Annotated in this window: 21 protein-coding genes, 2 tRNA genes and 1 riboswitch; of the genes, 10 read left to right on the forward strand and 13 right to left on the reverse strand. The window is 73.4% G+C overall.

The genetic code is table 11. The annotated features are described in order from the left end of the window. Positions 1-120: 120 nt before the first annotated feature. The 3 genes from ACFW1I_RS14520 to ACFW1I_RS14530 all read left to right on the forward strand — a co-directional run bounded on the left by ACFW1I_RS14520 (position 121) and on the right by ACFW1I_RS14530 (position 4,335). Positions 121-624 (forward strand): GNAT family N-acetyltransferase, encoded by a 504-nt coding sequence (locus ACFW1I_RS14520; RefSeq protein ID WP_384669730.1) that lies wholly within the window; start codon positions 121-123, stop codon positions 622-624. A gap of 48 nt (positions 625-672) precedes the next feature. Beyond that, positions 673-811, forward strand: a riboswitch (cobalamin riboswitch). Between the two features lie 132 nt (positions 812-943). Continuing rightward, positions 944-3,319 carry a ribonucleoside-diphosphate reductase subunit alpha gene (locus ACFW1I_RS14525; RefSeq protein WP_384669731.1) on the forward strand — a complete coding sequence of 792 codons (2,376 nt, stop codon included), beginning with the start codon at positions 944-946 and terminating at the stop codon, positions 3,317-3,319. Further along, positions 3,319-4,335: a ribonucleotide-diphosphate reductase subunit beta gene (locus tag ACFW1I_RS14530; protein ID WP_384669733.1), complete on the forward strand. Its 1,017-nt coding sequence runs from the start codon at positions 3,319-3,321 to the stop codon at positions 4,333-4,335. The genes ACFW1I_RS14525 and ACFW1I_RS14530 overlap by 1 nt, the downstream gene beginning before the upstream one ends. A gap of 70 nt (positions 4,336-4,405) precedes the next feature. On the opposite strand, the gene def is transcribed toward ACFW1I_RS14530, so the two are convergent. The 8 genes from def to ACFW1I_RS14570 form a co-directional block, all read right to left on the reverse strand. Next, on the reverse strand, positions 4,406-5,056 hold the full coding sequence (gene def, locus ACFW1I_RS14535; RefSeq protein ID WP_384669735.1) for a peptide deformylase: 651 nt from the start codon (positions 5,054-5,056) through the stop codon (positions 4,406-4,408). Positions 5,057-5,122: 66 nt separating this feature from the next. After that, positions 5,123-6,103, reverse strand: coding sequence for a hypothetical protein (locus ACFW1I_RS14540; protein ID WP_031013187.1), 981 nt, complete (start codon positions 6,101-6,103; stop codon positions 5,123-5,125). 80 nt (positions 6,104-6,183) lie between these two features. Beyond that, positions 6,184-7,440: an HD-GYP domain-containing protein gene (locus ACFW1I_RS14545; RefSeq protein WP_384669736.1), complete on the reverse strand. Its 1,257-nt coding sequence runs from the start codon at positions 7,438-7,440 to the stop codon at positions 6,184-6,186. Continuing rightward, positions 7,437-8,816 (reverse strand): HD-GYP domain-containing protein, encoded by a 1,380-nt coding sequence (locus ACFW1I_RS14550; protein WP_384669818.1) that lies wholly within the window; start codon positions 8,814-8,816, stop codon positions 7,437-7,439. The genes ACFW1I_RS14545 and ACFW1I_RS14550 overlap by 4 nt, the downstream gene beginning before the upstream one ends. Before the next feature lie 120 nt (positions 8,817-8,936). Continuing rightward, complete coding sequence (rsrA, locus tag ACFW1I_RS14555) at positions 8,937-9,263, reverse strand: mycothiol system anti-sigma-R factor (protein ID WP_384669737.1); 327 nt, start codon at positions 9,261-9,263, stop codon at positions 8,937-8,939. After that, complete coding sequence (locus ACFW1I_RS14560) at positions 9,260-9,916, reverse strand: sigma-70 family RNA polymerase sigma factor (protein WP_030492724.1); 657 nt, start codon at positions 9,914-9,916, stop codon at positions 9,260-9,262. The genes rsrA and ACFW1I_RS14560 overlap by 4 nt, the downstream gene beginning before the upstream one ends. Before the next feature lie 251 nt (positions 9,917-10,167). Next, on the reverse strand, positions 10,168-10,803 hold the full coding sequence (locus tag ACFW1I_RS14565; RefSeq protein WP_384669739.1) for an alpha/beta family hydrolase: 636 nt from the start codon (positions 10,801-10,803) through the stop codon (positions 10,168-10,170). A gap of 38 nt (positions 10,804-10,841) precedes the next feature. Then, the gene (locus ACFW1I_RS14570) at positions 10,842-11,657 is read right to left on the reverse strand and encodes an SOS response-associated peptidase (RefSeq protein WP_384669740.1); all 816 of its coding nucleotides are present in this window, start codon (positions 11,655-11,657) and stop codon (positions 10,842-10,844) included. A gap of 49 nt (positions 11,658-11,706) precedes the next feature. On the opposite strand from ACFW1I_RS14570, the gene ACFW1I_RS14575 reads away from it, so the two are divergent. The 4 genes from ACFW1I_RS14575 to ACFW1I_RS14590 all read left to right on the forward strand — a co-directional run bounded on the left by ACFW1I_RS14575 (position 11,707) and on the right by ACFW1I_RS14590 (position 15,227). Then, positions 11,707-12,390 (forward strand): M50 family metallopeptidase, encoded by a 684-nt coding sequence (locus tag ACFW1I_RS14575; RefSeq protein ID WP_384669741.1) that lies wholly within the window; start codon positions 11,707-11,709, stop codon positions 12,388-12,390. 20 nt (positions 12,391-12,410) lie between these two features. After that, positions 12,411-13,787, forward strand: coding sequence for a 3-phosphoshikimate 1-carboxyvinyltransferase (gene aroA, locus ACFW1I_RS14580; RefSeq protein WP_384669743.1), 1,377 nt, complete (start codon positions 12,411-12,413; stop codon positions 13,785-13,787). A 3-nt stretch (positions 13,788-13,790) separates the two neighbouring features. Further along, positions 13,791-14,801: a ribosome small subunit-dependent GTPase A gene (gene rsgA / locus ACFW1I_RS14585; RefSeq protein ID WP_384669745.1), complete on the forward strand. Its 1,011-nt coding sequence runs from the start codon at positions 13,791-13,793 to the stop codon at positions 14,799-14,801. A gap of 102 nt (positions 14,802-14,903) precedes the next feature. Then, complete coding sequence (locus tag ACFW1I_RS14590; protein ID WP_189975731.1) at positions 14,904-15,227, forward strand: multidrug efflux SMR transporter; 324 nt, start codon at positions 14,904-14,906, stop codon at positions 15,225-15,227. Here ACFW1I_RS14590 and ACFW1I_RS14595 read toward each other — a convergent pair. Continuing rightward, positions 15,119-15,754 (reverse strand): TetR/AcrR family transcriptional regulator, encoded by a 636-nt coding sequence (locus tag ACFW1I_RS14595; RefSeq protein ID WP_384669746.1) that lies wholly within the window; start codon positions 15,752-15,754, stop codon positions 15,119-15,121. The two genes, ACFW1I_RS14590 and ACFW1I_RS14595, sit on opposite strands and share 109 nt — an antisense overlap. 124 nt (positions 15,755-15,878) lie before the next feature. On the opposite strand from ACFW1I_RS14595, the gene hisN reads away from it, so the two are divergent. The 3 genes from hisN to ACFW1I_RS14610 all read left to right on the forward strand — a co-directional run bounded on the left by hisN (position 15,879) and on the right by ACFW1I_RS14610 (position 17,719). Beyond that, on the forward strand, positions 15,879-16,691 hold the full coding sequence (hisN, locus tag ACFW1I_RS14600) for a histidinol-phosphatase (protein ID WP_384669747.1): 813 nt from the start codon (positions 15,879-15,881) through the stop codon (positions 16,689-16,691). 139 nt (positions 16,692-16,830) lie between these two features. Continuing rightward, positions 16,831-17,217 carry a cyclic nucleotide-binding/CBS domain-containing protein gene (locus tag ACFW1I_RS14605; protein ID WP_384669749.1) on the forward strand — a complete coding sequence of 129 codons (387 nt, stop codon included), beginning with the start codon at positions 16,831-16,833 and terminating at the stop codon, positions 17,215-17,217. An 85-nt stretch (positions 17,218-17,302) separates the two neighbouring features. Then, on the forward strand, positions 17,303-17,719 hold the full coding sequence (locus ACFW1I_RS14610) for a Fur family transcriptional regulator (protein ID WP_384669751.1): 417 nt from the start codon (positions 17,303-17,305) through the stop codon (positions 17,717-17,719). A 122-nt stretch (positions 17,720-17,841) separates the two neighbouring features. On the opposite strand, the gene ACFW1I_RS14615 is transcribed toward ACFW1I_RS14610, so the two are convergent. From ACFW1I_RS14615 to ACFW1I_RS14630, 4 genes are all read right to left on the reverse strand, one after another. After that, positions 17,842-17,915: transfer RNA gene (locus ACFW1I_RS14615), tRNA-Met, on the reverse strand. 48 nt (positions 17,916-17,963) lie between these two features. Next, positions 17,964-19,988, reverse strand: a complete 2,025-nt coding sequence (locus ACFW1I_RS14620; RefSeq protein ID WP_384669753.1) for a tetratricopeptide repeat protein — start codon at positions 19,986-19,988, stop codon at positions 17,964-17,966. A 202-nt stretch (positions 19,989-20,190) separates the two neighbouring features. Continuing rightward, positions 20,191-20,264 (reverse strand) — tRNA-Met (locus ACFW1I_RS14625). Positions 20,265-20,307: 43 nt separating this feature from the next. After that, the gene (locus ACFW1I_RS14630) at positions 20,308-23,211 is read right to left on the reverse strand and encodes a UPF0182 family protein (RefSeq protein ID WP_384669821.1); all 2,904 of its coding nucleotides are present in this window, start codon (positions 23,209-23,211) and stop codon (positions 20,308-20,310) included. Positions 23,212-23,297: the final 86 nt, after the last annotated feature.

Genomic DNA, 23,297 nt, shown 5'->3' on the forward strand with positions numbered 1-23,297 from the left:
CCCGCCGGGGGGGGGGGGGGGGGCCTGTCCCGGGGGGTGCGGGAACACCGCGCCGGGGGGGGGGCCGGGGGGGGAAACCCCCGGCCCCCTCGCCCCGTCCGCCCGGGCAGACTGCCCGGCATGGACTTCACGATCAGGGCCGTACGGCCCGAGGAGTACGAGGAACTCGGCGAGATCACCGCGCGGGCCTACCTCGACGACGGCCACCTCACCTTCGGCGAGGACGACGACTACCTGCCGGTGATGAAGGACGTGGCCCGGCGGGCCGTCGAGGCCGAGGTGCTGGTCGCCGTCGACGGCGACGGACAGCTGCTCGGCGGGGTGACCTTCACGGCCGGCGGCGGCGAGTGGGCGGACGTCGCCGGCCCCGGCGAGGCCGAGTTCCGGCTCCTGGCCGTCGCCCGCGCGGCCCGCGGCCGGGGCGTCGGCGAGGCGCTCGTCCGGGCCTGCGTCGAGCGCGCCCGGGCCCTGGACGGCTGCTCCCGGCTGCTGCTCTCCACCCAGGACCGGATGGCCGAGGCGCACCGGATCTACCGGCGGATCGGCTTCACCCGCCTGCCCGAACGGGACTGGAGCCCGGTGCCCGAGCTGTCGCCGCTGCTCGTCCTCGCCCTGGAACTCTGAACACAGGAGCGACCGGGGACACAACATGTGGGGGGTGCCGTGATCGGCGCCCCCCACATGTATGCTCGTCCTCGCTGTCGACGCAGGGGAATCCGGTGCGAATCCGGAACTGTCCCGCAACGGTGTGCTTCGTGCGCTTTTCCGCACGCGGCGAGTCCGAGCACCCGCGCGCAGTGCGCCCGGTCCGTCCGTTCCGGGTGCCGACGACGTCCGGGCCTCGCGGAATGGGCCGGTGGACGCGGGCGCTTCCGCGCGTACGGATGCGCCCGCCCGCCCCTCCCCCGCCGTGGCCCCGGGCCGAGCGAGGGAGAGCCCCCACGTGACCATCGCGCCTGCGGGTCCGTCAGCCGCCGAGGCCGCCGCGATCGAGAGCGACGGCCCCGGGACCGTACTGCTGCGGACCCTGACCGACCTCACCGCCGACCTCACCGACACCGACCCCGGCCGGGTCGCCGCCGCCGCCCTGCGCGGCCGGCACGCCGGTTCGGACGAGGCGGAGCTGCGCGAACTGGCCACCGAGGCCGCCGCCGGTCTCATCTCCGAGGACCCCGCCTACTCCCGGCTCGCCGCCCGCCTGCTCACCCTCACGATCGCCGAGGAGGCGGCCGGGCAGGGCGCGGTCTCCTTCTCCGCCTCGGTCGCCACCGGCCACCGCGAGGGCCTGATCGCCGACCGCACCGCCGACTTCGTCGCGCTGCACGCCGCCCGCCTGGACGCGCTGATCGACCCGGCCGCCGACGACCGCTTCGGCTACTTCGGCCTGCGCACCCTGTACTCCCGCTACCTGCTGCGCCACCCGATCACCCGCAAGGTGATCGAGACCCCGCAGCACTTCATGCTCCGGGTGGCGGCCGGCCTCGCCGAGGACGACTCGGTCCGCGCGCTGGACGAGGTGGCGGCGCTGTACGGGCTGATGAGCCGGCTCGACTACCTGCCCTCCTCCCCCACGCTCTTCAACTCCGGCACCCGCCACCCGCAGATGTCCTCCTGCTACCTCCTGGACTCCCCGCAGGACGAGCTGGACTCGATCTACGACCGCTACCACCAGGTCGCGCGCCTGTCGAAGCACGCGGGCGGCATCGGCCTGTCCTACTCGCGGATCCGCTCGCGCGGTTCGCTGATCCGCGGCACCAACGGCCACTCCAACGGCATCGTGCCGTTCCTGAAGACGCTCGACGCCTCGGTCGCCGCCGTGAACCAGGGCGGCCGCCGCAAGGGCGCCGCCGCCGTCTACCTGGAGACCTGGCACGCGGACATCGAGGAGTTCCTGGAGCTCCGCGACAACACCGGCGAGGACGCCCGCCGCACCCACAACCTGAACCTCGCCCACTGGATCCCGGACGAGTTCATGCGCCGGGTCAACGCCGACGCCGAGTGGTCGCTCTTCTCCCCCGCCGACGTGCCCGAGCTGGTCGACCTGTGGGGCGAGGACTTCGACGCCGCCTACCGCGCCGCCGAGGCGAAGGGCCTGGCCCGCCGGACGATCCCGGCCCGCGACCTGTACGGCCGGATGATGCGGACCCTGGCCCAGACCGGCAACGGCTGGATGACCTTCAAGGACGCCTCCAACCGCACGGCCAACCAGACCGCCGAGCCCGGCAGCGTCGTCCACTCCTCCAACCTCTGCACCGAGATCATCGAGGTCACCGACGACGGCGAGACGGCCGTCTGCAACCTCGGCTCGGTCAACCTGGGCGCGTTCGTGGTCGGTTCGGACATCGACTGGGAGCGCCTGGACGCGACCGTCCGCACGGCCGTCACCTTCCTCGACCGGGTCGTGGACATCAACTTCTACCCGACCGAGCAGGCCGGGAACTCCAACGCCCGCTGGCGTCCGGTCGGCCTGGGCGCGATGGGCCTCCAGGACGTCTTCTTCAAGCTGCGGCTGCCCTTCGACTCCGCCGAGGCGCGTGCCCTGTCGACGCGGATCGCCGAGCGCATCATGCTCGCCGCGTACGAGGCGTCCGCCGACCTCGCCGAGCGCAACGGCCCGCTCCCCGCCTGGGAGAAGACCCGCGCGGCCCAGGGCGTGCTGCACCCCGACCACTACGACGTCGAGCTGAACTGGCCGGAGCGCTGGGCGGCGCTGCGCGAGCGGATCGCCGCCGTCGGCATGCGCAACTCCCTGCTCCTCGCCATCGCGCCGACCGCGACGATCGCCTCGATCGCCGGCGTCTACGAGTGCATCGAGCCGCAGGTCTCCAACCTGTTCAAGCGCGAGACGCTGTCCGGCGAGTTCCTCCAGGTCAACTCGTACCTGGTCGACGAGCTGAAGCAGCTCGGCGTGTGGGACGCGCAGACCCGCGAGGCGCTGCGCGACGCCAACGGCTCGGTGGCCGGCTTCAACTGGGTCCCGGCCGAGGTGCGCGAGCTGTACCGCACGGCCTGGGAGATCCCGCAGCGCGGGCTCATCGACATGGCGGCGGCGCGGACCCCCTTCCTCGACCAGAGCCAGTCCCTGAACCTGTTCATGGAGACGCCGACGATCGGCAAGCTGTCGTCGATGTACGCGTACGCCTGGAAGCAGGGCCTGAAGACGACGTACTACCTGCGCTCCCGCCCGGCGACCCGGATCGCCCGCGCCGCCCAGGCGTCGGCGCCGGCCGCCAACCCCATCCCCGTCCAGCAGGCCACCGACGCGGAAGCGCTCGCCTGCTCCCTTGAGAACCCCGAGTCCTGCGAGGCCTGCCAGTGATGAGCTCCACCGAGAACAAGAACCTGCTGGACCCGGGCTTCGAACTGACCCTCCGTCCGATGCGCTACCCGGACTTCTACGAGCGCTACCGGGACGCGATCAAGAACACCTGGACCGTCGAGGAGGTCGACCTCCACTCGGACGTCGCCGACCTCGCCAAGCTCACCCCCGGCGAGCAGCACATGATCGGCCGACTGGTCGCGTTCTTCGCGACGGGCGACTCGATCGTGGCGAACAACCTGGTCCTGACGCTCTACAAGCACATCAACTCCCCGGAGGCGCGCCTCTACCTGAGCCGCCAGCTCTTCGAGGAGGCCGTCCACGTCCAGTTCTACCTGACCCTCCTGGACACCTACCTCCCCGACCCGGACGACCGGGCGGCGGCCTTCGCCGCGGTGGAGAACATCCCGTCGATCCGCGAGAAGGCCCAGTTCTGCTTCACGTGGATGGACTCGGTCGAGAAGATCGAGAAGCTGGAGACGGCTGCCGACCGCCGCCGCTTCCTGCTCAACCTGATCTGCTTCGCCGCCTGCATCGAGGGCCTGTTCTTCTACGGCGCCTTCGCGTACGTCTACTGGTTCCGCTCCCGCGGCCTGCTGCACGGCCTGGCGACCGGCACCAACTGGGTGTTCCGCGACGAGACCATGCACATGAACTTCGCCTTCGAGGTCGTGGACACGGTCCGCAAGGAGGAGCCGGAGCTCTTCGACGACGCCCTCCAGCAGCAGGTCACGGACATGCTGAAGGAGGCCGTCGAGGCGGAGCTCCAGTTCGGCCGCGACCTGTGCGGCGACGGCCTGCCGGGCATGAACACCGAGTCGATGCGCGAGTACCTCCAGTGCGTCGCCGACCAGCGCCTCCAGCGCCTCGGCTTCCCCCCGGTCTACGGCTCCGAGAACCCGTTCGCCTTCATGGAGCTCCAGGGCGTCCAGGAGCTCACCAACTTCTTCGAGCGCCGCCCCTCCGCCTACCAGGTGGCGGTCGAGGGCACGGTCGACCTGGACGAGGACTTCTAGTCCGTCCGGACACGCGAGAGGGCCCCGCACTCGGTCGAGTGCGGGGCCCTTCGGCGTGACCCGGGGCCGGTCAGTCGTTGGCGACGACCGGGTAGCGCGGGGTGCCCTCCTCCATCTGGCGGAGGGCGTCCTTGCGGTCGCGCTTGGAGAGCTTGTCGATGTACAGGAAGCCGTACAGGTGGTCCGTCTCGTGCTGGAGGCAGCGGGCGAAGTAGCCGGTGCCGCGGACCTTGATGGGGTTGCCGTGCAGGTCCTGGCCGTGGACCTCGGCGAAGTCCGGGCGGGCCAGGGAGGCGTACGCGGTGGGGACCGAGAGGCAGCCCTCGTTGGAGTCGTCGAGGTGGCGGCGGTCGGCCGGGAGCTCCTGGAGCACCGGGTTGATCACGTGCCCGGTGTGGCGGACGCCCTCGTCGTCGGGGCAGTCGTAGACGAAGACCTTGAGGCCGACGCCGATCTGGTTGGCGGCGAGGCCGACGCCCTCGGCGGTCTTCTGGCTGGCGAACATGTCGTCGACCAGGGCCGCGAGTTCGGGGCCGAACTCGGTGACGTCCTTGCACTCGTGGTGCAGCACCGGGTTGCCGACGACCGTGATCGGACGGGAGGTGCCGCGCTCACGGTGGGCGAGCTCGCGCGCCTCGCAGTCCTCCGTGTCCACGATGTAGCCGTCGTCGTCCAGGGCGTAGCCCGTGAAGATCTGCTCGCCCGTCTCCTGCTGCGCCATGTGCCGCCGCGCCTTCCTGAAAACCCGATTCCGTCAGGGACAGCCTACGGGGCCGGGGCGGAAGGCTCAGCAGACCTCTTCGAGATCGCGCCATTCCCGGCTGTCGGGGCTGTCGGCGACCCAGCCGTCGAGGAGGCCGCGGACCAGGTCGGCCGGGGCGGCGATGCCGCACTCCCGCTCGGGCACCCACAGCTCGCCGGGCGAGCGGTGGCCGAGCGGTCCGGGGTGGCCGGGCTCGCTGTGGTCGTGCGGGTCGACGTGGTCGCCCTCGCCCTCGGCGCTGGGCATGGTCGACTCGGAGCAGGCCCGGCAGAGGAGCCGTACCGAAGACGACCAGTCCTCGGCGGCGAAGCCGGCCTCGGCGGCCAGCTGCTCCAGGGCGTCCCGGTCGGCCTCGGTGGCGGCCTCCAGGAGGACGACCCAGGTGGGGACGGGCGACGGGGCCCACAGCTCGATCTCGTCGAAGACCGGGTAGGAGGGGCCGGCGGTGGTGGTGCGCTCGCCGTTCGGGACGCCGTCGTGGAGGACGACCTCGCCCCAGCGGCGGCCGGAGGACGGCAGCGGGATGGAGAGGACCTCGATGCGGGCCGGGTCGAGCCGGCGGCCCCACACCACCTCGGCCTCGCCCTCCGGCGAGAGCCGCACGGCGGCGCTGCCCAGCTCCATGCCGGCGGGCTCGCCGGTGGCGGAGGAGGCGCCCGGGACCTTCAGTCCGTACGCCTGCCAGGCGCGGCGGGCCAGCGGCCAGTCCTGGAGGGCGGTGGCGGCGATGCCGACGTTCCACCAGTCGGGGGCGCCGGTCTCCTTGTCGAGCAGGGCCACGGCCCGCAGTCCGGCGGCGCGGGCCTGCTCCCAGTCGTGCCGGAACTTGTGGAGCAGCGCCAGGTTGAACCAGGACTCGGAGAGCCAGGGCTCCAGATCGGCCGCCCGGGTGAGCAGCGCGCCCGCGTCCTCGTACCGTCCGTCGCCGATCAGCGTGAACGCGCGGTCGGTGGCCTGCCGCCACGAGGCGGAGGGCCGATGCCGTACCTTCCCGAAGATCCTCACGATTCCCGCCTGCCCGGTCGCTTCACCCTCTTGTTCGCATCCAACCATGCCGGGTCGGACGCGCGCTCATTACCCATGGGTTACCCCGTGGGGACCGAGGTCACCCCAGGGGTTCCGCCGCGGGCCAGGACCCTGGCCAGGCAGGCGACGACCTCGGGGTGGTAGTCGCGGGCGGTGCCGAGCCGGAGCAGCTCCAGGGCTTCGAGGGCGGCCGCCGCGCCCTCTCCGGCGAGGTCGTCGTAGGCGTTCACGGCGCGGACGATCCGGGCGGGCAGGGGCTGCTCGCGGTACGGGTCGGCCTGCCGCTCGACGACCTGGGCGACGGCGGCGGGGACGCCGGTCATCCGGACCACCTCGCCGCCGAGGAGGGCGATCCGCCGCTGGTCCTCGGCGGGGAGCAGCGCGGTGGCGCCGCCGGCGACGGGGTCGACCAGGGAGAGCTGTCCGATGTCGTGCATGAGGGCGGCGTACTCCAGGACGGTCAGCTCGTTGCCGCCGAGGCCCAGCTCGCGGCCGACGGCGGTGGAGAGGGCGGCGACCCGGCGGGCGTGGCCGGGCGGGGTGCAGCCGGCGATCTCGGTCGCCCGGGCGAGGGAGGCGATGGTCTGCCGGTTGACGGTGCGGACGGCCGCGTACCGCCGGAAGGAGACCTGGGTGAGCAGGAGGGGCACGGCGAGGACGGGGAGCGCCCAGAGTCCGGCGGCGCCGACGCCGAGGGCCATGACGACGCCGGTGGCGCAGACGGCGGAGCCGACGCCGAGGAGGGCGCGCAGCTCGTCGCGGAGGAGGGGGCCGTACGGGTAGGCGGTGCGGGCGCGGAGCAGCAGGGCGGCGAGGACGGCGTCGCAGAGGCCGGTCAGTCCGAGGACGAGGACCAGGAAGAGGGCGTAGGCGGCGCCGAGGCCGAGGTGTCCGGTGACGGTGCCGGAGTTGTAGAGCGGCTGGAAGCAGAGGGCGGCGAAGCCGACGGTGAGGACCCGGCGGGCGAGGTGGTCGAGGTCGGGGCCGTGGCCGCGGGCGATGTGGGGCACGATGCCGGCGAGTCCGCCGGCGCAGACGACGGCGACGATCTGGAGGACGCCGTGGGTGGTGGCGGCGCCGGCGTCGTCGCCGAGCAGGGCGTAGGCGAGGGCGCCGGCGGCGGCGAGCGGGGCGGGTTCGCGTTCTCCGGGGTGGGCGCCGCGGCGGGCCAGCTCGCCGAGGGCGATGAGGGTGCCGAAGGCGAGGGCGTTGCCGGGTTCGGCGAGGCCGTGCCAGAGGGTGTGGGCGAGGCCGGCCGCGCCGAGGAGGAGGGCGGCGCCGTGGACGGCGCCGACGGTGACCGCCCCGGGTCTCATGCGGGCTCCTGGGTCTTGGCGGTGAGCGGGCCGGGGGTGCGGGGGGCGGGCACCTGGGCGTCGGGTTCGTCGGCGGTGACGGCGGTCTGCCAGCCGTCCCGGGCGAGGGCGCTGACCAGGGCGTCGACCATCCGGGGGTCGAACTGGCTGCCGGCGCACCGCCGCAGTTCGGCGAGGGCGGTGGCGACGGGCCGGGCGCGGCTGTAGGAGCGGGTGGAGGTCATGGCGTCGAAGGCGTCGGCGACGGCGACGACCCGGGCGCATTCGGGGATCTCCTCGCCGCGCAGCCCGTAGGGGTAGCCGCTGCCGTCGATCCGTTCGTGGTGGTGGAGGACGGCGTCGCGGGCCTCGCCGAGGAAGCCGATGCCGCGGATCATCTCGTGGCCGTACTCGGGGTGGAGTTCGATGATCCGGCGCTCCTCGGGGGTGAGCGGGCCGTCCTTGCGGAGGACGCGGGTGGGGACGCCGAGCTTGCCGACGTCGTGGAGGATGCCGGCGAAGCGGACGGTGTCGAGGCGGTCGCCGTCCATGCCGAGCTCACGGGCGATCAGGACGGAGGCGTGGCCGACACGTTCGCTGTGGCCGCGGGTGTAGCTGTCCTTGATGTCGACGGCCTGGACGAGGGCGCGGATGGTGGCCTGGTGGGCGGCGCGCTCGCGGTGGTACTGGGCGAAGACCCAGCAGGAGAGGTACATCGGCAGCAGGACGAGGAGGGCGGCGGCGGGGCCGTGGGCGCTGCGCCAGAGGACGCCCATCATGAGTCCGGCGAGGCCGTGGACGAGGTGGGGGGCGAGGGCCCGGCCGAGGAGGCCGCGCCAGGCGGCGCGGAGCGGGAGGCCGTCGGCGGTGGCGCGGATGCCGCCGTCGAGGGCGGTGAGGGCGAGGCAGAAGACGAGGGCGGCCGCGAGGGCGCCGAGTAACGCGTGGGGCATGTCCGGTCCGCCGGTGCCGGGGGCGCCGGTGCCGAGGGCGGCGGGGGTGCCGAGGGCGCGGGCGGTGTGGGCGGCGGCCCAGGCGGCGAGGGCGGTGGCGGCGGCGCGCCAGGCGCGGCGCCAGCCGGCCGGGGGTTCGTCGACGCGGGCGAGGAGCCCGCCGGGGAGTGCGGTGAGCGCGGCGGCGGCCGGGGGCAGCAGCAGGGCGGCGGCGAGGAGGACCGGGAAGAAGGAGCCGGTGCCCATGGGGACGGAGCCGCCGAGGGCGCGGCCGAGGAGGCGGCAGCGGGCGGGCAGCTCGCAGAGCGCGTACAGGGCGGCGAGGAGTCCGGCCGTCGCCCAGGGGGTGGGCGACGGGGGGAGGAGTGCGGGCAGGGCGCACGCTCCGGCGCCGAGGGCGGCGCAGACGATGTACGCGCGGGCCGTTCGCGGGAGGGGCTTCACGACCGTCACGCGGTCACGCTAGCGAGGACGGCGGCCGCGTGAGGCGGGCCGCCGTCGATTCCTACCATCGGGTGATACAAGCTGACGAGTGCGCGGGCGGGTGCCCGCACACCCGTGCGGTCACTCCTGGGCGGCCGGGGTCTGCGGGGCCGGGCTCTCCGAGGTGACGGCGTCCTGCTCGGGCACCAGGTGCCCGGCGCGGATCAGGTCGATCCGGCCCATGACCTTGGCCCGCAGGTCGGTGGGGACGTCGTCGCTGCCGCAGCAGCGCTTGACGAGCTTCTTCACCGCCTGTTCGAGGCCGTACTTCTCCAGGCACGGGGAGCACTCCTCGAAGTGCACCTCGAACTTGGTGCATTCACCGTCGGGCATCTCTCGGTCGAGGAACTCGTAGAGATGATCCAGGACTTCCGAGCAATCCGTCTCGTGCGGGTCTCCGCAGCTCATGAGTCCGCGCCTTTCAGATCCTTGGACGACTCTCCGGCGCCGGCGGGGACGAGGCCACGCTCGCGGGCGTAGTCCTCGAGCATGCCGCGGAGCTGGCGGCGGCCCCGGTGCAGGCGGGACATCACCGTACCGATGGGGGTCCCCATGATGTCGGCGATCTCCTTGTAGGCAAAGCCCTCGACATCGGCGAGGTAGACCGCGATGCGGAACTCCTCGGGGATCGCCTGGAGCGCTTCCTTCACGTCCGAGTCGGGGAGGTGGTCGAGCGCCTGCGACTCGGCGGAGCGCAGACCGGTCGACATGTGCGACTCGGCGCGGGCGAGCTGCCAGTCCTCGATCTCCTCGGCGGCGCTGCGCTGGGGCTCACGCTGCTTCTTGCGGTACGAGTTGATGAAGGTGTTGGTGAGGATGCGGTACAGCCACGCCTTGAGGTTGGTGCCCTCGCGGAACTGGTGGAAGGAGCCGTACGCCTTCGCGTAGGTCTCCTGCACCAGGTCCTCGGCGTCCGCGGGGTTGCGCGTCATCCGCAGCGCGGCCGAGTACATCTGGTCGAGGTAGCCGAGGGCGTCCCGCTCGAAGCGCGCGTTGCGCTCCTCGGTCGTCTCCTCGGGGCCGTCGTCGGTCCCTGTGTCGGTCCCAGTGACCGGACCCACCTCCTCCAGCGCGGTGACGGGGCCGGTGCCGGACCCGCTCGTCTCGGAGGATAGACGAGGAACGGCTCCGCCCGCCGCCCGAATCGGGGCGGCCTTGGGCGCGGGCAGCACGGTCCAGTCGAGCTCCGCGGACCTCGCCCGCTCCGGGCAGATGGTCGAACCCATGCGACGGACTCCCTCTCTCGCTTCTCACACCGACGCTCTCCACAACAGCACCCGGGGCCCCCGCATTCCCGGGCCCCGGGCGGGGTTCAGCGCAGGGCGGCGAGCCAGTCCGCGACGCTCGCGACGATCCGCCCGACGGCCTCGTCCTGGCCGATCGGCGCCCGCTTGGCGACGGCGAAGCCGTGGTCGCCGTGGGGGACCTCGACCAGTTCGTACGTGCCTCCGGCCGGGAACTCGTCCGGCCGTCCGAAGGGGTCGTTGCCGCCCTGGACCACCAGGGTGGGCAGCCCGGTGCCGAGGAGTTCCGCGGCGCGGGAGCTCTCCGGCCGGCCCGGCGGGTGGAGCGGGAAGCTCAGCGCGAGGACGGCGGCGGCGCCGAGCTCCGCGCCGGTCCGGCAGGCCACCCGGGCCCCGGCGCTGCGGCCGCCCGCGACGACCGGGAGGCCGGGCGCCGCGAGGGCCGGCCAGAGGCCGCGCCAGCCGGTGTCGAGGGTCTTCGGCGCGGGCGCGACCTTCTTCCCGGCGACCCGCCAGGGCTGCTCGACCAGGGCGACGGTGACGCCCCGGGCGGGCAGCTCGGCGGCGAGGGCGGCCAGGTCGCGGGCCTCGATGCCGCCGCCGGCGCCGTGGCCGAGGGCGAGGACGCGGCGGGCCCGGGGGGCGGTGTGCCATGTGATGCGGGCCTCACCGGCGTCGGTGGGTACGGTCTCGATCTTCGTCACCTCCCCATCCTGCCGCCCCGGTCCGCTCCGGGCCGCGTTCAGAAGAGCGTGCCGACCTCGGGTCCGGCCAGCTCGGTGAGGAGTTCGGGGCCGTTGTTGCGCACGTTGCTGACGGCGGTGGAGACCGGGTAGGCCCGCATCAGGCCGCCCGGCGGCGGGGCGAGCAGGGCGCGCAGCTCGTCGAGACCGGTGGTGGCCGGGTCGAGCCAGGCGTCCCAGCGGTCCTCGGTGAGCATCAGCGGCATCCGGGGGTGGATCTCGGCGAGCGTGCCGGGGCCCTCGGCGGGCGCCACGCCGAGCGGGCCGGTCTCCGCCTCGGTGGTGATCACCGAGCAGGTGGCCCACCAGGCGTCCGAGTGCTCGGGCGGGAGCGCGGGGTCGCGCCAGAACTCGTAGAGGCCGGCCATGGCGAAGACCGAGCCGTCCGCCGGGGTCACGAAGTACGGCTGCTTCCGGGGCCGCTTCTTCTTCCCCTCGACCTCCAGGTCGCGCTCGGCGGCGCCGGTCACCCACTCGTAATAGCCGTCGGCGGGCAGGATGCAGCGGCGGGCCTGGAAGGCGCGCTTGAAGGACGGCTTCTCGTGCACGGTCTCGGCCCGGGCGTTGATCATCCGGGCGGCGCCCTCCGGCGACTTCGACCAGGACGGCACCAGTCCCCACTTCAGGGCGCGCAGCTGGCGAACCGGCCGGCGCGTCTCCGCGTCCTTCACAGGGCGTTCGAGGACCGCGTAGACCTCCTTGGTGGGGGCCACGTTCCAGTCCTGCTCCAGGGTCTCCTCCGGCTCCCACTTCTCGATCCCGAAGAGGCCCACGAGGTCCTCGGGCCGCCGGCTCGCCGCATAACGTCCGCACATACGTGCCACACTGCCACGATCCCCGAGCCAGAGAGGAGCGGACCGGAGGATGGACCTCTTCAGCCCGCAGGCCGCCCCGGAGGAGTGGCTGGTGATCGCCACCGGCCTCGCCGCGCTCGCCGTCACCGTGCCCCGGCGGATCTGGCTGGTCGCGCGGAACGCGATCACCATCGCCCACGAGGGCGGCCACGCCCTGGTCGCGCTCGCCTGCCGCCGCCGGCTGATGGCGATCCGGCTGCACTCCGACACCAGCGGCCTCACCGTCACCCGGGGCCGCCCGACCGGCCTCGGCGTCGTCCTCACCCTGGCCGCCGGCTACACGGCGGCCCCGCTGCTCGGCCTCGGCGGGGCGGCGCTGCTCGGCGCCGGCCTGGTCGCGGTGCTGCTGTGGGTGGCGACCGCGCTGCTGCTCGCCGTGCTCGTCATGGTCCGCAACGCGTACGGGATCCTCTCCGTCCTCCTCACCGGGGCGCTCTTCGTCCTGGTGTCCTGGCTGGCGGCCCCGGAGGTGCAGGCGCTCTTCGCGTACGCGGTGGTGTGGTTCCTGCTCCTCGGCGGGGTACGACCGCCCTTCGAGCTGCAGGGGAAGCGCCGGCACGGCGGGGCGCCCGACTCGGACGCCGACCAGCTCTCCCGGCTCACCCACGTGCCCGCCGGGGTGTGGCTGGCCTTCTTCCACACGGTGTCCCTCAGCTGCCTGATCGGCGGCGCCACCTGGCTTCTCGGCCGCTGACACCCCCGTACAGTGAGGGCATGACCGCAGCTTCCCCCGCGCACCCCGATCCGTCGCAGCCCGCCGCCCCCGTCGGCCCGGACCTCTGGCCCGCTCCGTACGCGAGCGGCCCCGTCGACGCGACCGTGACCGTGCCGGGCTCGAAGTCGGTCACCAACCGCGCCCTGGTGCTCGCCGCGCTCGCCGCCGAGCCCGGCTGGGTGCGCCGCCCGCTCCGCTCCCGCGACACCCTCCTGATGGCCGAGGGCCTGCGCACCCTGGGCGTGAAGATCGAGGAGACGGTGTCGTCCAGCTCCTCCGCCGCGGGGGGCCCGGGCGCCACCGGCGAGGCCTGGCGGATCATCCCCGCCCCGCTGCGCGGCGCCGCCACCGTCGACGTCGGCAACGCGGGCACCGTGATGCGCTTCCTGCCGCCGGTCGCCGCGCTCGCCGACGGCCCGGTCCGCTTCGACGGCGACCCCCGCTCCCACGAGCGCCCGCTGCACGGCGTGATCGACGCGCTGCGCGCCCTCGGCGCCCGGATCGACGACGAGGGCCGCGGCGCCCTCCCGATGACCGTGCACGGCGCCGGCGGCCTGGAGGGCGGGACCGTCGAGATCGACGCCTCCTCGTCCTCCCAGTTCGTCAGCGCCCTGCTGCTCTCCGGCGCCCGCTTCAACCAGGGCGTCGAGGTCCGGCACGTCGGCGGCCGGCTGCCGTCGATGCCGCACATCCGGATGACCGTGGACATGCTGCGCGCGGTGGGCGCCAAGGTCGACGAGCCGGAGCACGGCGGCGAGCCGGACGTGTGGCGGGTCGCCCCGTCGGCGCTGCGCGGCCGGGACCTGGTCGTCGAGCCGGACCTGTCGAACGCGCAGCCGTTCCTGGCCGCCGCGCTGGTCACCGGCGGCCGGGTGACCGTCCCGGACTGGCCGGCCCGCACCACCCAGCCCGGCGACGAGCTGCGCCGGATCTTCACCGAGATGGGCGGCGCCTGCGAGCTCACGGACGCCGGTCTCACCTTCACCGGCACCGGCCGGATCCACGGCATCGACGTGGACCTGGGCGAGGTCGGCGAGCTGACCCCCGGCATCGCGGCCGTCGCCGCCCTCGCCGACTCCCCGTCCACCCTGCGCGGCGTGGCGCACCTGCGGCTCCACGAGACCGACCGGCTGGCGGCGCTCACCCGGGAGATCAACGGTCTCGGCGGCGACGTCACCGAGACCGAGGACGGGCTGCACATCCGCCCGCGCCCGCTGCGCGGCGGCGTCTTCCACACGTACCACGACCACCGGATGGCGACCGCGGGCGCGATCATCGGCCTCGCCGTGCCGGGCGTGGAGATCGAGGACGTGGCCACGACGGCCAAGACCTTGCCGGACTTCCCGGGGATGTGGACCGAAATGCTCGGAGCCTGAACGATGCGGCACTACGGCAAGCGCACCGACGAGGACGACATCCGCCAGCGGCCCAACCGCAAGGGCACCCGGCCCCGGACCAGCATCCGCCCCAAGCACGAGGACGCCGTCGAGGGCCTGGTCCTCACCGTGGACCGCGGCCGGCTGACCTGTCTGGTCGAGGGCCGGACCGTGATGGCGATGAAGGCCCGCGAGCTGGGCCGCAAGGCGGCCGTGGTCGGCGACCGGGTCTCCCTGGTGGGCGACCTGTCGGGCGAGAAGGACACGCTGGCCCGGATCGTCCGGATCGGGGAGCGGAGCTCGGTGCTGCGCCGCACGGCCGACGACGACGACCCGTACGAGCGGGTGGTCGTGGCCAACGCCGACCAGCTCGCGATCGTGACCGCGCTGGCCGACCCCGAGCCGCGCCCCCGGCTGATCGACCGCTGCCTGGTGGCCGCGTACGACGGCGGCCTGGAGCCCTTCCTGGTGCTGACCAAGTCGGACCTGGCCCCACCTGAGAAGCTCCTGGAGCTCTACGGCGACCTGGACATCCCGCACGTGGTGGTGAACCGCGAGGAGCTGTACGACGGCGGCGCGGCGGACCGGGTGCGGGAGCACCTGGACGGCCGGGTGACGGCCTTCGTGGGCCACTCCGGCGTCGGCAAGACGACGCTGGTCAACGCGCTGGTGCCGGAGGGGAAGCGGCGGGTCACCGGGCATGTGAACGCGGTGACCGGGCGCGGCCGGCACACCACGACCTCGGCGCTCGCGCTGCCGCTGGACGTGGTGGACGGCTGGGTCATCGACACGCCGGGCGTGCGCTCCTTCGGTCTGCACCACGTCGATCCGTCCCGGGTCATCCACGCCTTCCCCGACCTGGAGCCGGGCACGGAGAACTGCCCGCGCGCGTGCAGCCACGACGAGCCAGAGTGCGCGCTGGACGCCTGGGTGGCGGAGGGGCACGCCGATCCGGCGCGGCTGTACTCGCTGCGGCGGCTGCTCTCCACCCGCGAGCGCCGCGAGGGCGACTGACCCCCGCCGGCCCGTCCCCCGCCGGGTTTACGCCCGCTTCCAGGCCGGTATGGACATAACCGCACACGTGCGAGCAATCCGACCGGGTGGGAGGCGGGAACGATGGCGTGGCTGCTGGTGGTGGTCGCGGGGCTCCTGGAGACGGGCTTCGCGGTCTGCCTGAAGCTCTCGCACGGGTTCACCCGGTTGTGGCCGACGATCGCCTTCGCCTGTTTCGCGCTGGGCAGCTTCGGGCTGCTGACGCTCGCCCTGAAGAAGCTCGACGTGGGTCCGGCGTACGCGGTGTGGACGGGGATCGGCGCGGCGGGCACCGCCATCTACGGCATGGTGTTCCTCGGCGACCTGGTCTCCACGCTCAAGATCGTCTCGATCAGCTTCGTCATCGTGGGGGTCATCGGCCTCCAGCTGTCCGGCTCCGCGCACTGACCCTCCGGCGGGAGCGCCGGGGCGACGACATGGCTGACGGCGAGCCGCAGGGCCAGTTCGCACCCGGCCGCCCACCGCTCCCCCGCGCAGCGCGCGGTCGACGCGAGCAGCTCCCCCGGGGCCGGCGGCCCGGCGTCGGCGCGCCGCTGCGCGGGTACGGGGGCGGGCGCGGCGCCCGGCCGGACCGGGCGGGGCCGGGGCAGGCCCTCGGTCCAGGCGCCGGTGAGCAGCGAGCGCAGTATCGGCCGGTCGCCGGCCCGGGCGACGGTCCACTCGGCGACGGCGGCGAGGTCGCGGGCGGACGGTTCGGGCGCGGCGAGCAGCCGGCGGACCCCGTCGAGGTAGGCGTCGGCCTCGTGCCGGACGAGGGCCCGGGCCAGCCCCTCCTTGCTGCCGAACTCGTTGTAGAGGGTCTGCCGGGAGACCCGGGCGGCGACGGCGAGGTCGGCCATCCGGACGGCGGACCAGGAGTGGCGGGCCAGGGCGGTGCGGGCGGCGTCGAGGAGGGCCTCGCGGGCGGTCGGCATGGGCGCCTCCGGGCCGGACGGTGGTCCCCCAGGGTCGGCAGCCGCGCGGGTGGTGTCAAGAGCGCGGGGGGCCGGGGCGGGACGGTTCGCCGGGCGCCGTCCGGGCGGCGCTAGAGTGCCGGGCATGGCCGATTACCACGATGACCTGCGTCTTGCCCATGCCCTCGCGGATGCCGCCGACGCGGCCACCATGGCCCGTTTCCGGGCGCTGGACCTCAAGGTCGAGACGAAGCCGGACATGACCCCGGTGAGCGAGGCGGACCGGGCCGCCGAGGAGCTGATCCGCGCGGAGCTCCAGAAGGCGCGGCCCGGGGACGCGATCCTGGGCGAGGAGTACGGCGTGGAGGGCACCGGCCCGCGCCGCTGGGTGATCGACCCGATCGACGGCACCAAGAACTATGTGCGCGGGGTGCCGGTGTGGGCGACCCTGATCGCGCTGATGGAGGAGGGCGAGACCGGTTTCCAGCCGGTGGTCGGCGTGGTGTCGGCGCCGGCGCTGGGCCGCCGCTGGTGGGCGGCGAAGGGCCTGGGCGCCTTCACCGGCACCGGGCAGGACGCGGGGACCCGGATCGGCGTCTCCGGGGTGGCCTCGCTGGCCGACGCCTCGTTCGCGTACTCCTCGCTGACCGGCTGGGAGGAGCGGGGCCGGCTCGACGCCTTCCTGGACCTCACGCGCGCGTGCTGGCGGACCCGGGCGTACGGCGACTTCTGGCCGTACATGATGGTCGCCGAGGGCTCGGTGGACCTGTGCGCGGAGCCGGAGCTGTCGCTGTGGGACATGGCGGCGGTGGCGATCGTGGTGCAGGAGGCCGGCGGCTCGTACACCGGTCTCGACGGGCGGCCCGGCCCGCACAGCGGGAACGCGGCGGCGTCGAACGGCCTGCTCCACGAGGAGCTGCTGGGACGGCTGGGGCACCCGGCGACGACGGACGTCTGAGCACGCCTCCGACCGCCCCCGGGGGCGCCTCGCGCGCCCCCTTGTCGACCCCCTCCCCCGGTGGGAATCTGAGACTCCCCCACTTGTGCGTTTGTGAACCGTCTCCCGTGGGCGGTTCGCCGAGGAGGTGGCTCCATCCATGCTCGTCCGTGACGCCATGAGCACGGTGATCCTCACCGTCGGCCCCGCCCACACGCTCCGCCAGGCCGCCCGGCTGATGTCCGCCCGCCGGGTCGGCGCGGCCGTCGTCCTCGACGGCGACGCCGGGATCGGCATCCTCACCGAGCGCGACATCCTGAACTCGCTCGGCCGCGACGAGGACCCGGACCGGGAGACGGCCGGTTCCCACACCACCCACGAGGTCGTCTTCGCGGCGCCCGGCTGGACGCTGGAGGAGGCGGCCGAGGCGATGACCCGCGGCGGCTTCCGCCATCTGGTCGTCCTGGACCACCTCGGACCGGTCGGCATGGTCTCGGTCCGCGACATCATCCGCTGCTGGCTCCCGGCGCACAGCGTGGCGGACTGACCGGGACCGGCCGGTGGGGTTGGCCGGTATCCCACTGGCCGGAAGCCCGTCCGCCCCTTTTCCGCCCGCTGTTACGCTGGCCTTCATGAGCGACCTGTTGGAACGACTGCGCGGACGCGGCTGGCGGATGACCGCGCAGCGCCGTGTCGTCGCCGAGGTCCTCGACGGCGACCACGTGCATCTCACCGCCGACGAGGTGCACGCCCGCGCCGTCGAGCGCCTGCCCGAGATCTCCCGCGCGACCGTCTACAACACGCTGGGCGAGATGGTCACGCTCGGCGAGGTCATCGAGGTCGCCACCGACGGCCGCGCCAAGCGGTACGACCCCAACGCCCACCGGCCCCACCAGCACCTGGTCTGCGCCGGCTGCGGCGCGATCCGGGACGTCCACCCGGCGGGCGACCCGCTGCGGGACCTGCCGGACACGGAGCGCTTCGGCTTCACGATCTCGAACGTCGAGGTCACCTACCGCGGCCTCTGCCCGACCTGCGCGGCGGCCTAGCGAGGAAAGGGGCGCCCCCGAGGGGGCGCCCTTCTTCGTGTGCACGAACCTCGTGCGGGCATCCGCGGAAACGCCGAAGGCCCGGATCGTACGGAGACGATCCGGGCCTTCGGGCTACTGAGTAGCGGGGACAGGATTTGAACCTGCGACCTCTGGGTTATGAGCCCAGCGAGCTACCGAGCTGCTCCACCCCGCGTCGGTGAACACCACCTTACGGGACCGCTGTGACAGGAGCAAATCGCTTTTACGCCGTGAGCTCCTCGTGGAGCGCCTCGCTGAGCCGCGCCGCCCGCTCGGCGACCTCGGCCGGTCCGAGCTCCACCGCGCGGGCGCACCAGGTGCGACCCTCGGACAGCTCGCCGCGGCGGGCGGCGAGCAGGCCGAGCCGGAGCGCGGCGCGGCCGTGCCCGGCCCGGGCGGCCCGGGTCCACCAGAGGGCGGCCTCCCGCTCGTTGCCCTCGCGGGCGAGGAGCAGCCCGAGGTTGAAGGCGCCGTTGCGGCTGCCGGCCTCGGCGGCCTCCCGGTACCAGCGGGCGGCCTCGGTGAGGTCGCCGCGGCCGGCGGCGAGCATGCCGACCCGCACCTGGGCGCGCCGGTGGCCCTGCTGGGCGGCCCGCTCGTACCACTCCTCGCACTCGGTCTTCTGGTCCACGGGGGCGCCGAGGACCACCGGGCCGGGCTCGGGGCGGCGGGCGTCGAGGACGGTGGCCAGCCGGAAGGCGGCCTCGGCGCTGCCGCCGCCGGCGGCGCAGCGCAGGTGCCGCTCGGCGGTCTGCTCGTCGCCGTCGCGCAGGGCGGCGATGCCGACCTGGAGGGCGGCCTCGGTGTGCCCGGCGGCGGCGGCCCGCTCGTACCAGGCGAGCGCGGCGCGGTCGTCGTCGCGGCCGGCGTGGATGATGCCGAGGTTGAAGGCGGCGTCGACCGACCCCGCCTCGGCGGCCTTGGAGAACCACGGCTCGGCGCCGCCCGCGTCCCCGGCCTGGAGGAGCAGCACGGCGAGCGCGTTGGCGGCCTCGCGGTGGCCGGCGTAGGCGGCGCGGCGGTACCACTGCTCGGCCTGCGGGAGGCGGTCCTGGGCGGCGCAGAGCAGGCCGAGGTTGTAGGCGCCGTTGACGTCGCCGGCGTCCATGGCGGCGCGGTACCAGCGCTCGGCGGTCTGCTGCTCGCCGCGGGCGGCGTGCAGGGCGCCGAGCGCGTTGGCGGCGTTGCCGTCGCCGTCCTGGGCGGCGCGCAGCCACCAGACGGCGGCGCTCTCCTCGTCGCCGGCGTCGCGCAGCAGGAAGCCGAGGGCGCAGGCGGCCTTGGCCTCGCCCTCCTTGGCGGAGCTGAGGTACCAGCGTCCGGCCTCCTTCAGCTCGCCGCGGTGTTCGAGGATGGCGCCGAGGTGCAGCGCGGCCCGCCGGTGCCCCCGGGCGGCGGCCTGCCGGAACCACTGCTCGGCCTCGCCGAGCAGTCCGGCGCCGGCGGCCTCGGCGGTCCGGGGCGGGGCGACGGCCCGCGGACGGTCCTCGCCGGTGGGCGCCGGGTCGGCCGCACGGAGGCGGCCGGCCGTGTCGTACGCGTGGCCGACGCGGCCGGCGGAGGCGGCGGGGCCGTAGGCGTGCGGGCCGCGGAAGGACTCGGTGGCGCGCCGCTCCAGGGCGACCGCCAGACGGTGGGCGGCCTCGCGGTGGCCCTGCTCGGCGGCGGCGCGGAGCCAGCGCTCGGCGCCGACGTCGCTGCGGTGCTCCAGGAGGTCGGCGAGGGCGTAGGCGCCCAGCGCGTGGCCCTGCTCGGCGGCCTGGCGGAGCCAGTACTCGGCGGCGGGCTCGTCGCCGCGCTCGCGGTGGTGGCGGCCCAGCGCGTGGGCGGCCGGGGCGGAGCCGGCGACGGCGGCGACCCGCCACCAGCCGGCCGCCTCGTCGGGGTAGCCGCGCTGGTGGAGCAGGACGCCGAGGTTGTTGGCGGCGGCCCGGTCGCCCTCGGCGGTGGCGCCGCGCAGGAAGGGCTCGGCGCCGTCGAGGTCGCCGCGGCGCAGCAGCAGGGCGCCGAGGGCGCTCATGGCGTCGACGTCACCGCGCTCGGCGGCCTTCCGGTGCCGGCCTTCGATCTCGGCCTCGGTCTCGGCCTCGGTCTCCGGCCCGGCGTCCGGGACGGTCCCGGCGGTGGTGTCGACGACCGCATCGACGGCGGCCACTGCCTCGATGATCTCGTCCGCGGCATTTCTGGCGTGCCGCTGCACAAACCGCCCTGTCTCCAACAGAGTTGCCCTGTCCCCCATAAATACCATCGTCGCACCACCCGCAACCCGCGCACACCCGGTATACCGCAGCCCGTGAGGTCACCTCAGCGTTTTGTCGACATGCCCACAGAGAGACAAGTCAAACACGAGACGCCTCAACTCGCCCCTTCCGTACCGCTCTTCGGCGCCCTCCGTCAGCACGACACGCGACGAGGGCCCGGATCCTTATGGATCCGAGCCCTCGTGTCAGTAGCGGGGACAGGATTTGAACCTGCGACCTCTGGGTTATGAGCCCAGCGAGCTACCGAGCTGCTCCACCCCGCGTCGGTGATGTCACACTATCACGACGCGGGGTGAAGCCCGCAGGTCAGCTGCCGGAAGCCCCCTGCGGCTGGATCTTGGCACCGGCCTCTGCGGCCTTCTGGAGCGCGGCCTGGAGGTCCTCCTGGGCCTTGCCGTAGGCCGCCCAGTCGCCCTTCGCGAGGGCCGCCTCGCCCGCGTCGTACGCCTTCTGGGCGTCGGCGATGGCCTGCTTCAGCGCCGCGTCCGCCGAGGCCGGCGGCTGCGGGGTGGACGGCGGCTCGGTGCCCGGCGGGGTGGGCGGCGGGGTCGTGCCCTCCACGCCGAAGACCGCGTTCAGGGCGTCCGTGAGGTTGTTCTCGAACACCGTGGTGTCCTTGGTGGTGTCGCCGTCCGGCTGGTCGGCGTCCACGTACGACACCGCGACCTTCTTCAGGAGCGGGTAGAGCGCGTTCCGTCCCTGGGCGTAGACCGGCTCCACGTAGAGGAACCCGCCGTCGAGCGGCACGGTGAGCAGGTTGCCGTACTGGATGTCCGAGTCGGCGCCCTTCATGTCGCGGACGAAGGTGGCGACGTCGGGCAGACCGTTGAGCTTGCTCTGCACCTGCGCCGGTCCGGGCACGTCCTCGGTGACCCGGAGCAGTCTCAGCCGGCCGTACTCCTTGCTGGTGGCGTCGGCGTCGACCGCCATGAAGCCGCCCAGGTTGGGCCGCCCGTTCGGGGTGAACGTCGTGGTCAGCGAGAAGCGCTGGGCCGTGTCCCCGGGCATCTTCATGCTCAGGTAGTACGGCGGCACGGCCACGTTGTCCTTGTTGGTCGGGTCGTCCGGCACCTGCCAGGCGTCCGAGCCGCTGTAGAACTGGGCCGGGTCGGTGACGTGGTAGCGGGTCAGCAGCTCGCGCTGGACCTTGAACATGTCCTGCGGGTAGCGCAGGTGCTCCAGGAGGTCGGGCTTGATGTCGGCCTTGGCCTTCACCGTGCCGGGGAACGCCTTCATCCAGGTCTTGAGGACCGGGTCCTCGGTGTCCCACTGGTAGAGGGTGACCGTGCCGTCGTAGGCGTCGACGGTGGCCTTCACCGAGTTGCGGATGTAGTTGACCTGGTTCTGCTGGGCGACGACCGCGCGCTGCTGGTTGCCGACGGTCAGCGAGTCGGCCGTGGTGTCGCCGAGCGTGGTCCGCGAGGCGTACGGGTAGCCGTTGCTGGTCGTGTAGGCGTCGACGATCCACTGGATCTTCCCGTCGACGACGGCCGGGTAGGCGTCGCCGTCGATGGTCAGCCAGGGGGCGACGGCCTCGACGCGCTGCTTGGGCGTGCGGTTGTACAGGATCCGCGAGCCGTCGCCGATGGCTCCGGAGTAGAGGATCTGCGGCTCGCTGAAGGCGACCGCGTAGGCGGCGCGGTTGAAGGCGTTCTCCAGGCTGACGCCGCTCTTGCCGGCGTAGCTGGTGGTCTTCTCGCCGTTCTCCTCGTAGTCCAGCTCCTTCTGGGGGCCGCCCACGATCGAGTACTGGTCGGTCTTCTCGCCGTAGTAGATCCGCTGCTGGTACTTCCCGAGGTCACCCGTGGTCGGCAGACCGGACTCGGTGAAGACCGGGGAGCCGTTGGCGTCGGTCTGGGTGCCGCGGGCCATGATGGCGCCGTAGCCGTGGGTGTAGGTGAAGTGGTCGTTGATCCAGTTCCGCTTCGGGATGCCGCGGATGTTCAGCTCCCGCAGACCGATGACGACGTCCTGGCCCTGGTAGCGGTCGACGTCGAGCGTGGTCGGGAACTGGTAGTACTTCCGCTTCTGCTCCAGCTGCTGGAAGGTCGGCGAGACGATGTTCGGGTCGAGGACGCGGTAGGCGGCCGCCGAGTCGGCGTCGGTGCGCAGCTTGTCCTTGGCCTTGACCGTCGACTTGCCCGAGTAGTTCTCCAGCTTGGTCTCGTCGATCGCGTACGCCTTGCGGGTGGCGTCGATGTTCTGCTGGATGTACGGGGCTTCCTTGGCCTGCTCGTTCGGCTGGACCTGGAACTTCTGCACGATCGCCGGGTACAGACCGCCGATCAGCACCGCGGAGAGCACCATCAGGCCGAAGCCGATGACCGGCAGCTGCCAGGTGCGGCGCCACAGGGTGGCGAAGAAGAGCACGGCGCAGATGACGGCGATGCAGAAGAGGATCGTCTTCGCCGGGAGGTAGGCGTTGGCGTCGACGTACCGGAGGCCGGTCCAGTTGCCGGTGGCCTTGAAGTCGCTGGACTTCACCGCCAGGCCGTACCGGTCGAGCCAGTACGCCACGGCCTTCAGCGCGACGAAGACGCCGAGGAGCACCGAGAGGTGGCCGGTGGCGGCGGCGGTGGCGCGGGCACCGGGACTGGTGACCCGCAGTCCGCCGTACAGGTAGTGCGTGATCGCCGCGGCGATCAGCGACAGCACCACGGCGGCGAAGCCGAAGGCCAGCAGGAAGCGGTACCAGGGCAGGTCGAAGGCGTAGAACGAGACGTCCTTGCCGAACTGCGAGTCCTTCTCGCCGAAGTCCACGCCGTTGACCCACATGAGCCAGGTGCGCCACTGGCCGGAGGCGGAGGCGCCGGCGATCAGGCCCACCAGGGCGGTTACCGCGAGCAGCACCCACTTCTTGAAGGGGGCGACGCCCATCCGGTACCGGTCGAGGCTCTGCTGCTCCAGCGACATGGCGCTGAGCGGCGGCCGCAGCCGGTACGCCAGCCAGATGTTGAGGCCCACGACGAGGCCCATGAGCAGGCCGAAGACCGCGAACAGCCCGATCTTGGTCCACAGGGTGGTAGTGAACACGGACGAGTAGTGGACCGAGCGGTACCAGAGCCAGTCCGTCCAGAACCCGGCGAACATCACGAACGCCATGGCCAGGACGGCCAGCACGCCCAGTGTCATCAGCAGGGTGCGGGCCCGCCGGGACGGCCGGCCGACTCTGATCCTTGGCCCGGACGGGCTTCCGCCACGGTCCGGCATCTGGAAAGCCAACGTGCGCCCCTCGGTGTTGATGCGTCGGAAAGCGGGCCCCGCGATCGTAGGGCCCACAGATGCAACTTACTGAC

Source organism: Streptomyces sp. NPDC058955, assembly GCF_042741435.1.
In the GTDB taxonomy this organism is placed as follows: Bacteria; Actinomycetota; Actinomycetes; order Streptomycetales; family Streptomycetaceae; genus Streptomyces.

Excerpts from the sequence above, each read along its gene's own strand:
- ACFW1I_RS14520 (WP_384669730.1), top strand. The coding sequence starts at position 121 with ATGGACTTCACGATCAGGGCCGTACGGCCCGAGGAGTACGAGGAACTC.
- ACFW1I_RS14530 (WP_384669733.1), top strand. The coding sequence starts at position 3,319 with ATGAGCTCCACCGAGAACAAGAACCTGCTGGACCCGGGCTTCGAACTG.
- def (WP_384669735.1), bottom strand. The coding sequence starts at position 5,056 with ATGGCGCAGCAGGAGACGGGCGAGCAGATCTTCACGGGCTACGCCCTG.
- ACFW1I_RS14545 (WP_384669736.1), bottom strand. The coding sequence starts at position 7,440 with ATGAGACCCGGGGCGGTCACCGTCGGCGCCGTCCACGGCGCCGCCCTC.
- rsrA (WP_384669737.1), bottom strand. The coding sequence starts at position 9,263 with ATGAGCTGCGGAGACCCGCACGAGACGGATTGCTCGGAAGTCCTGGAT.
- ACFW1I_RS14570 (WP_384669740.1), bottom strand. The coding sequence starts at position 11,657 with ATGTGCGGACGTTATGCGGCGAGCCGGCGGCCCGAGGACCTCGTGGGC.
- ACFW1I_RS14575 (WP_384669741.1), top strand. The coding sequence starts at position 11,707 with ATGGACCTCTTCAGCCCGCAGGCCGCCCCGGAGGAGTGGCTGGTGATC.
- aroA (WP_384669743.1), top strand. The coding sequence starts at position 12,411 with ATGACCGCAGCTTCCCCCGCGCACCCCGATCCGTCGCAGCCCGCCGCC.
- rsgA (WP_384669745.1), top strand. The coding sequence starts at position 13,791 with ATGCGGCACTACGGCAAGCGCACCGACGAGGACGACATCCGCCAGCGG.
- ACFW1I_RS14590 (WP_189975731.1), top strand. The coding sequence starts at position 14,904 with ATGGCGTGGCTGCTGGTGGTGGTCGCGGGGCTCCTGGAGACGGGCTTC.
- ACFW1I_RS14595 (WP_384669746.1), bottom strand. The coding sequence starts at position 15,754 with ATGCCGACCGCCCGCGAGGCCCTCCTCGACGCCGCCCGCACCGCCCTG.
- hisN (WP_384669747.1), top strand. The coding sequence starts at position 15,879 with ATGGCCGATTACCACGATGACCTGCGTCTTGCCCATGCCCTCGCGGAT.
- ACFW1I_RS14605 (WP_384669749.1), top strand. The coding sequence starts at position 16,831 with ATGCTCGTCCGTGACGCCATGAGCACGGTGATCCTCACCGTCGGCCCC.
- ACFW1I_RS14610 (WP_384669751.1), top strand. The coding sequence starts at position 17,303 with ATGAGCGACCTGTTGGAACGACTGCGCGGACGCGGCTGGCGGATGACC.
- ACFW1I_RS14620 (WP_384669753.1), bottom strand. The coding sequence starts at position 19,988 with ATGGTATTTATGGGGGACAGGGCAACTCTGTTGGAGACAGGGCGGTTT.
- ACFW1I_RS14630 (WP_384669821.1), bottom strand. The coding sequence starts at position 23,211 with ATGCCGGACCGTGGCGGAAGCCCGTCCGGGCCAAGGATCAGAGTCGGC.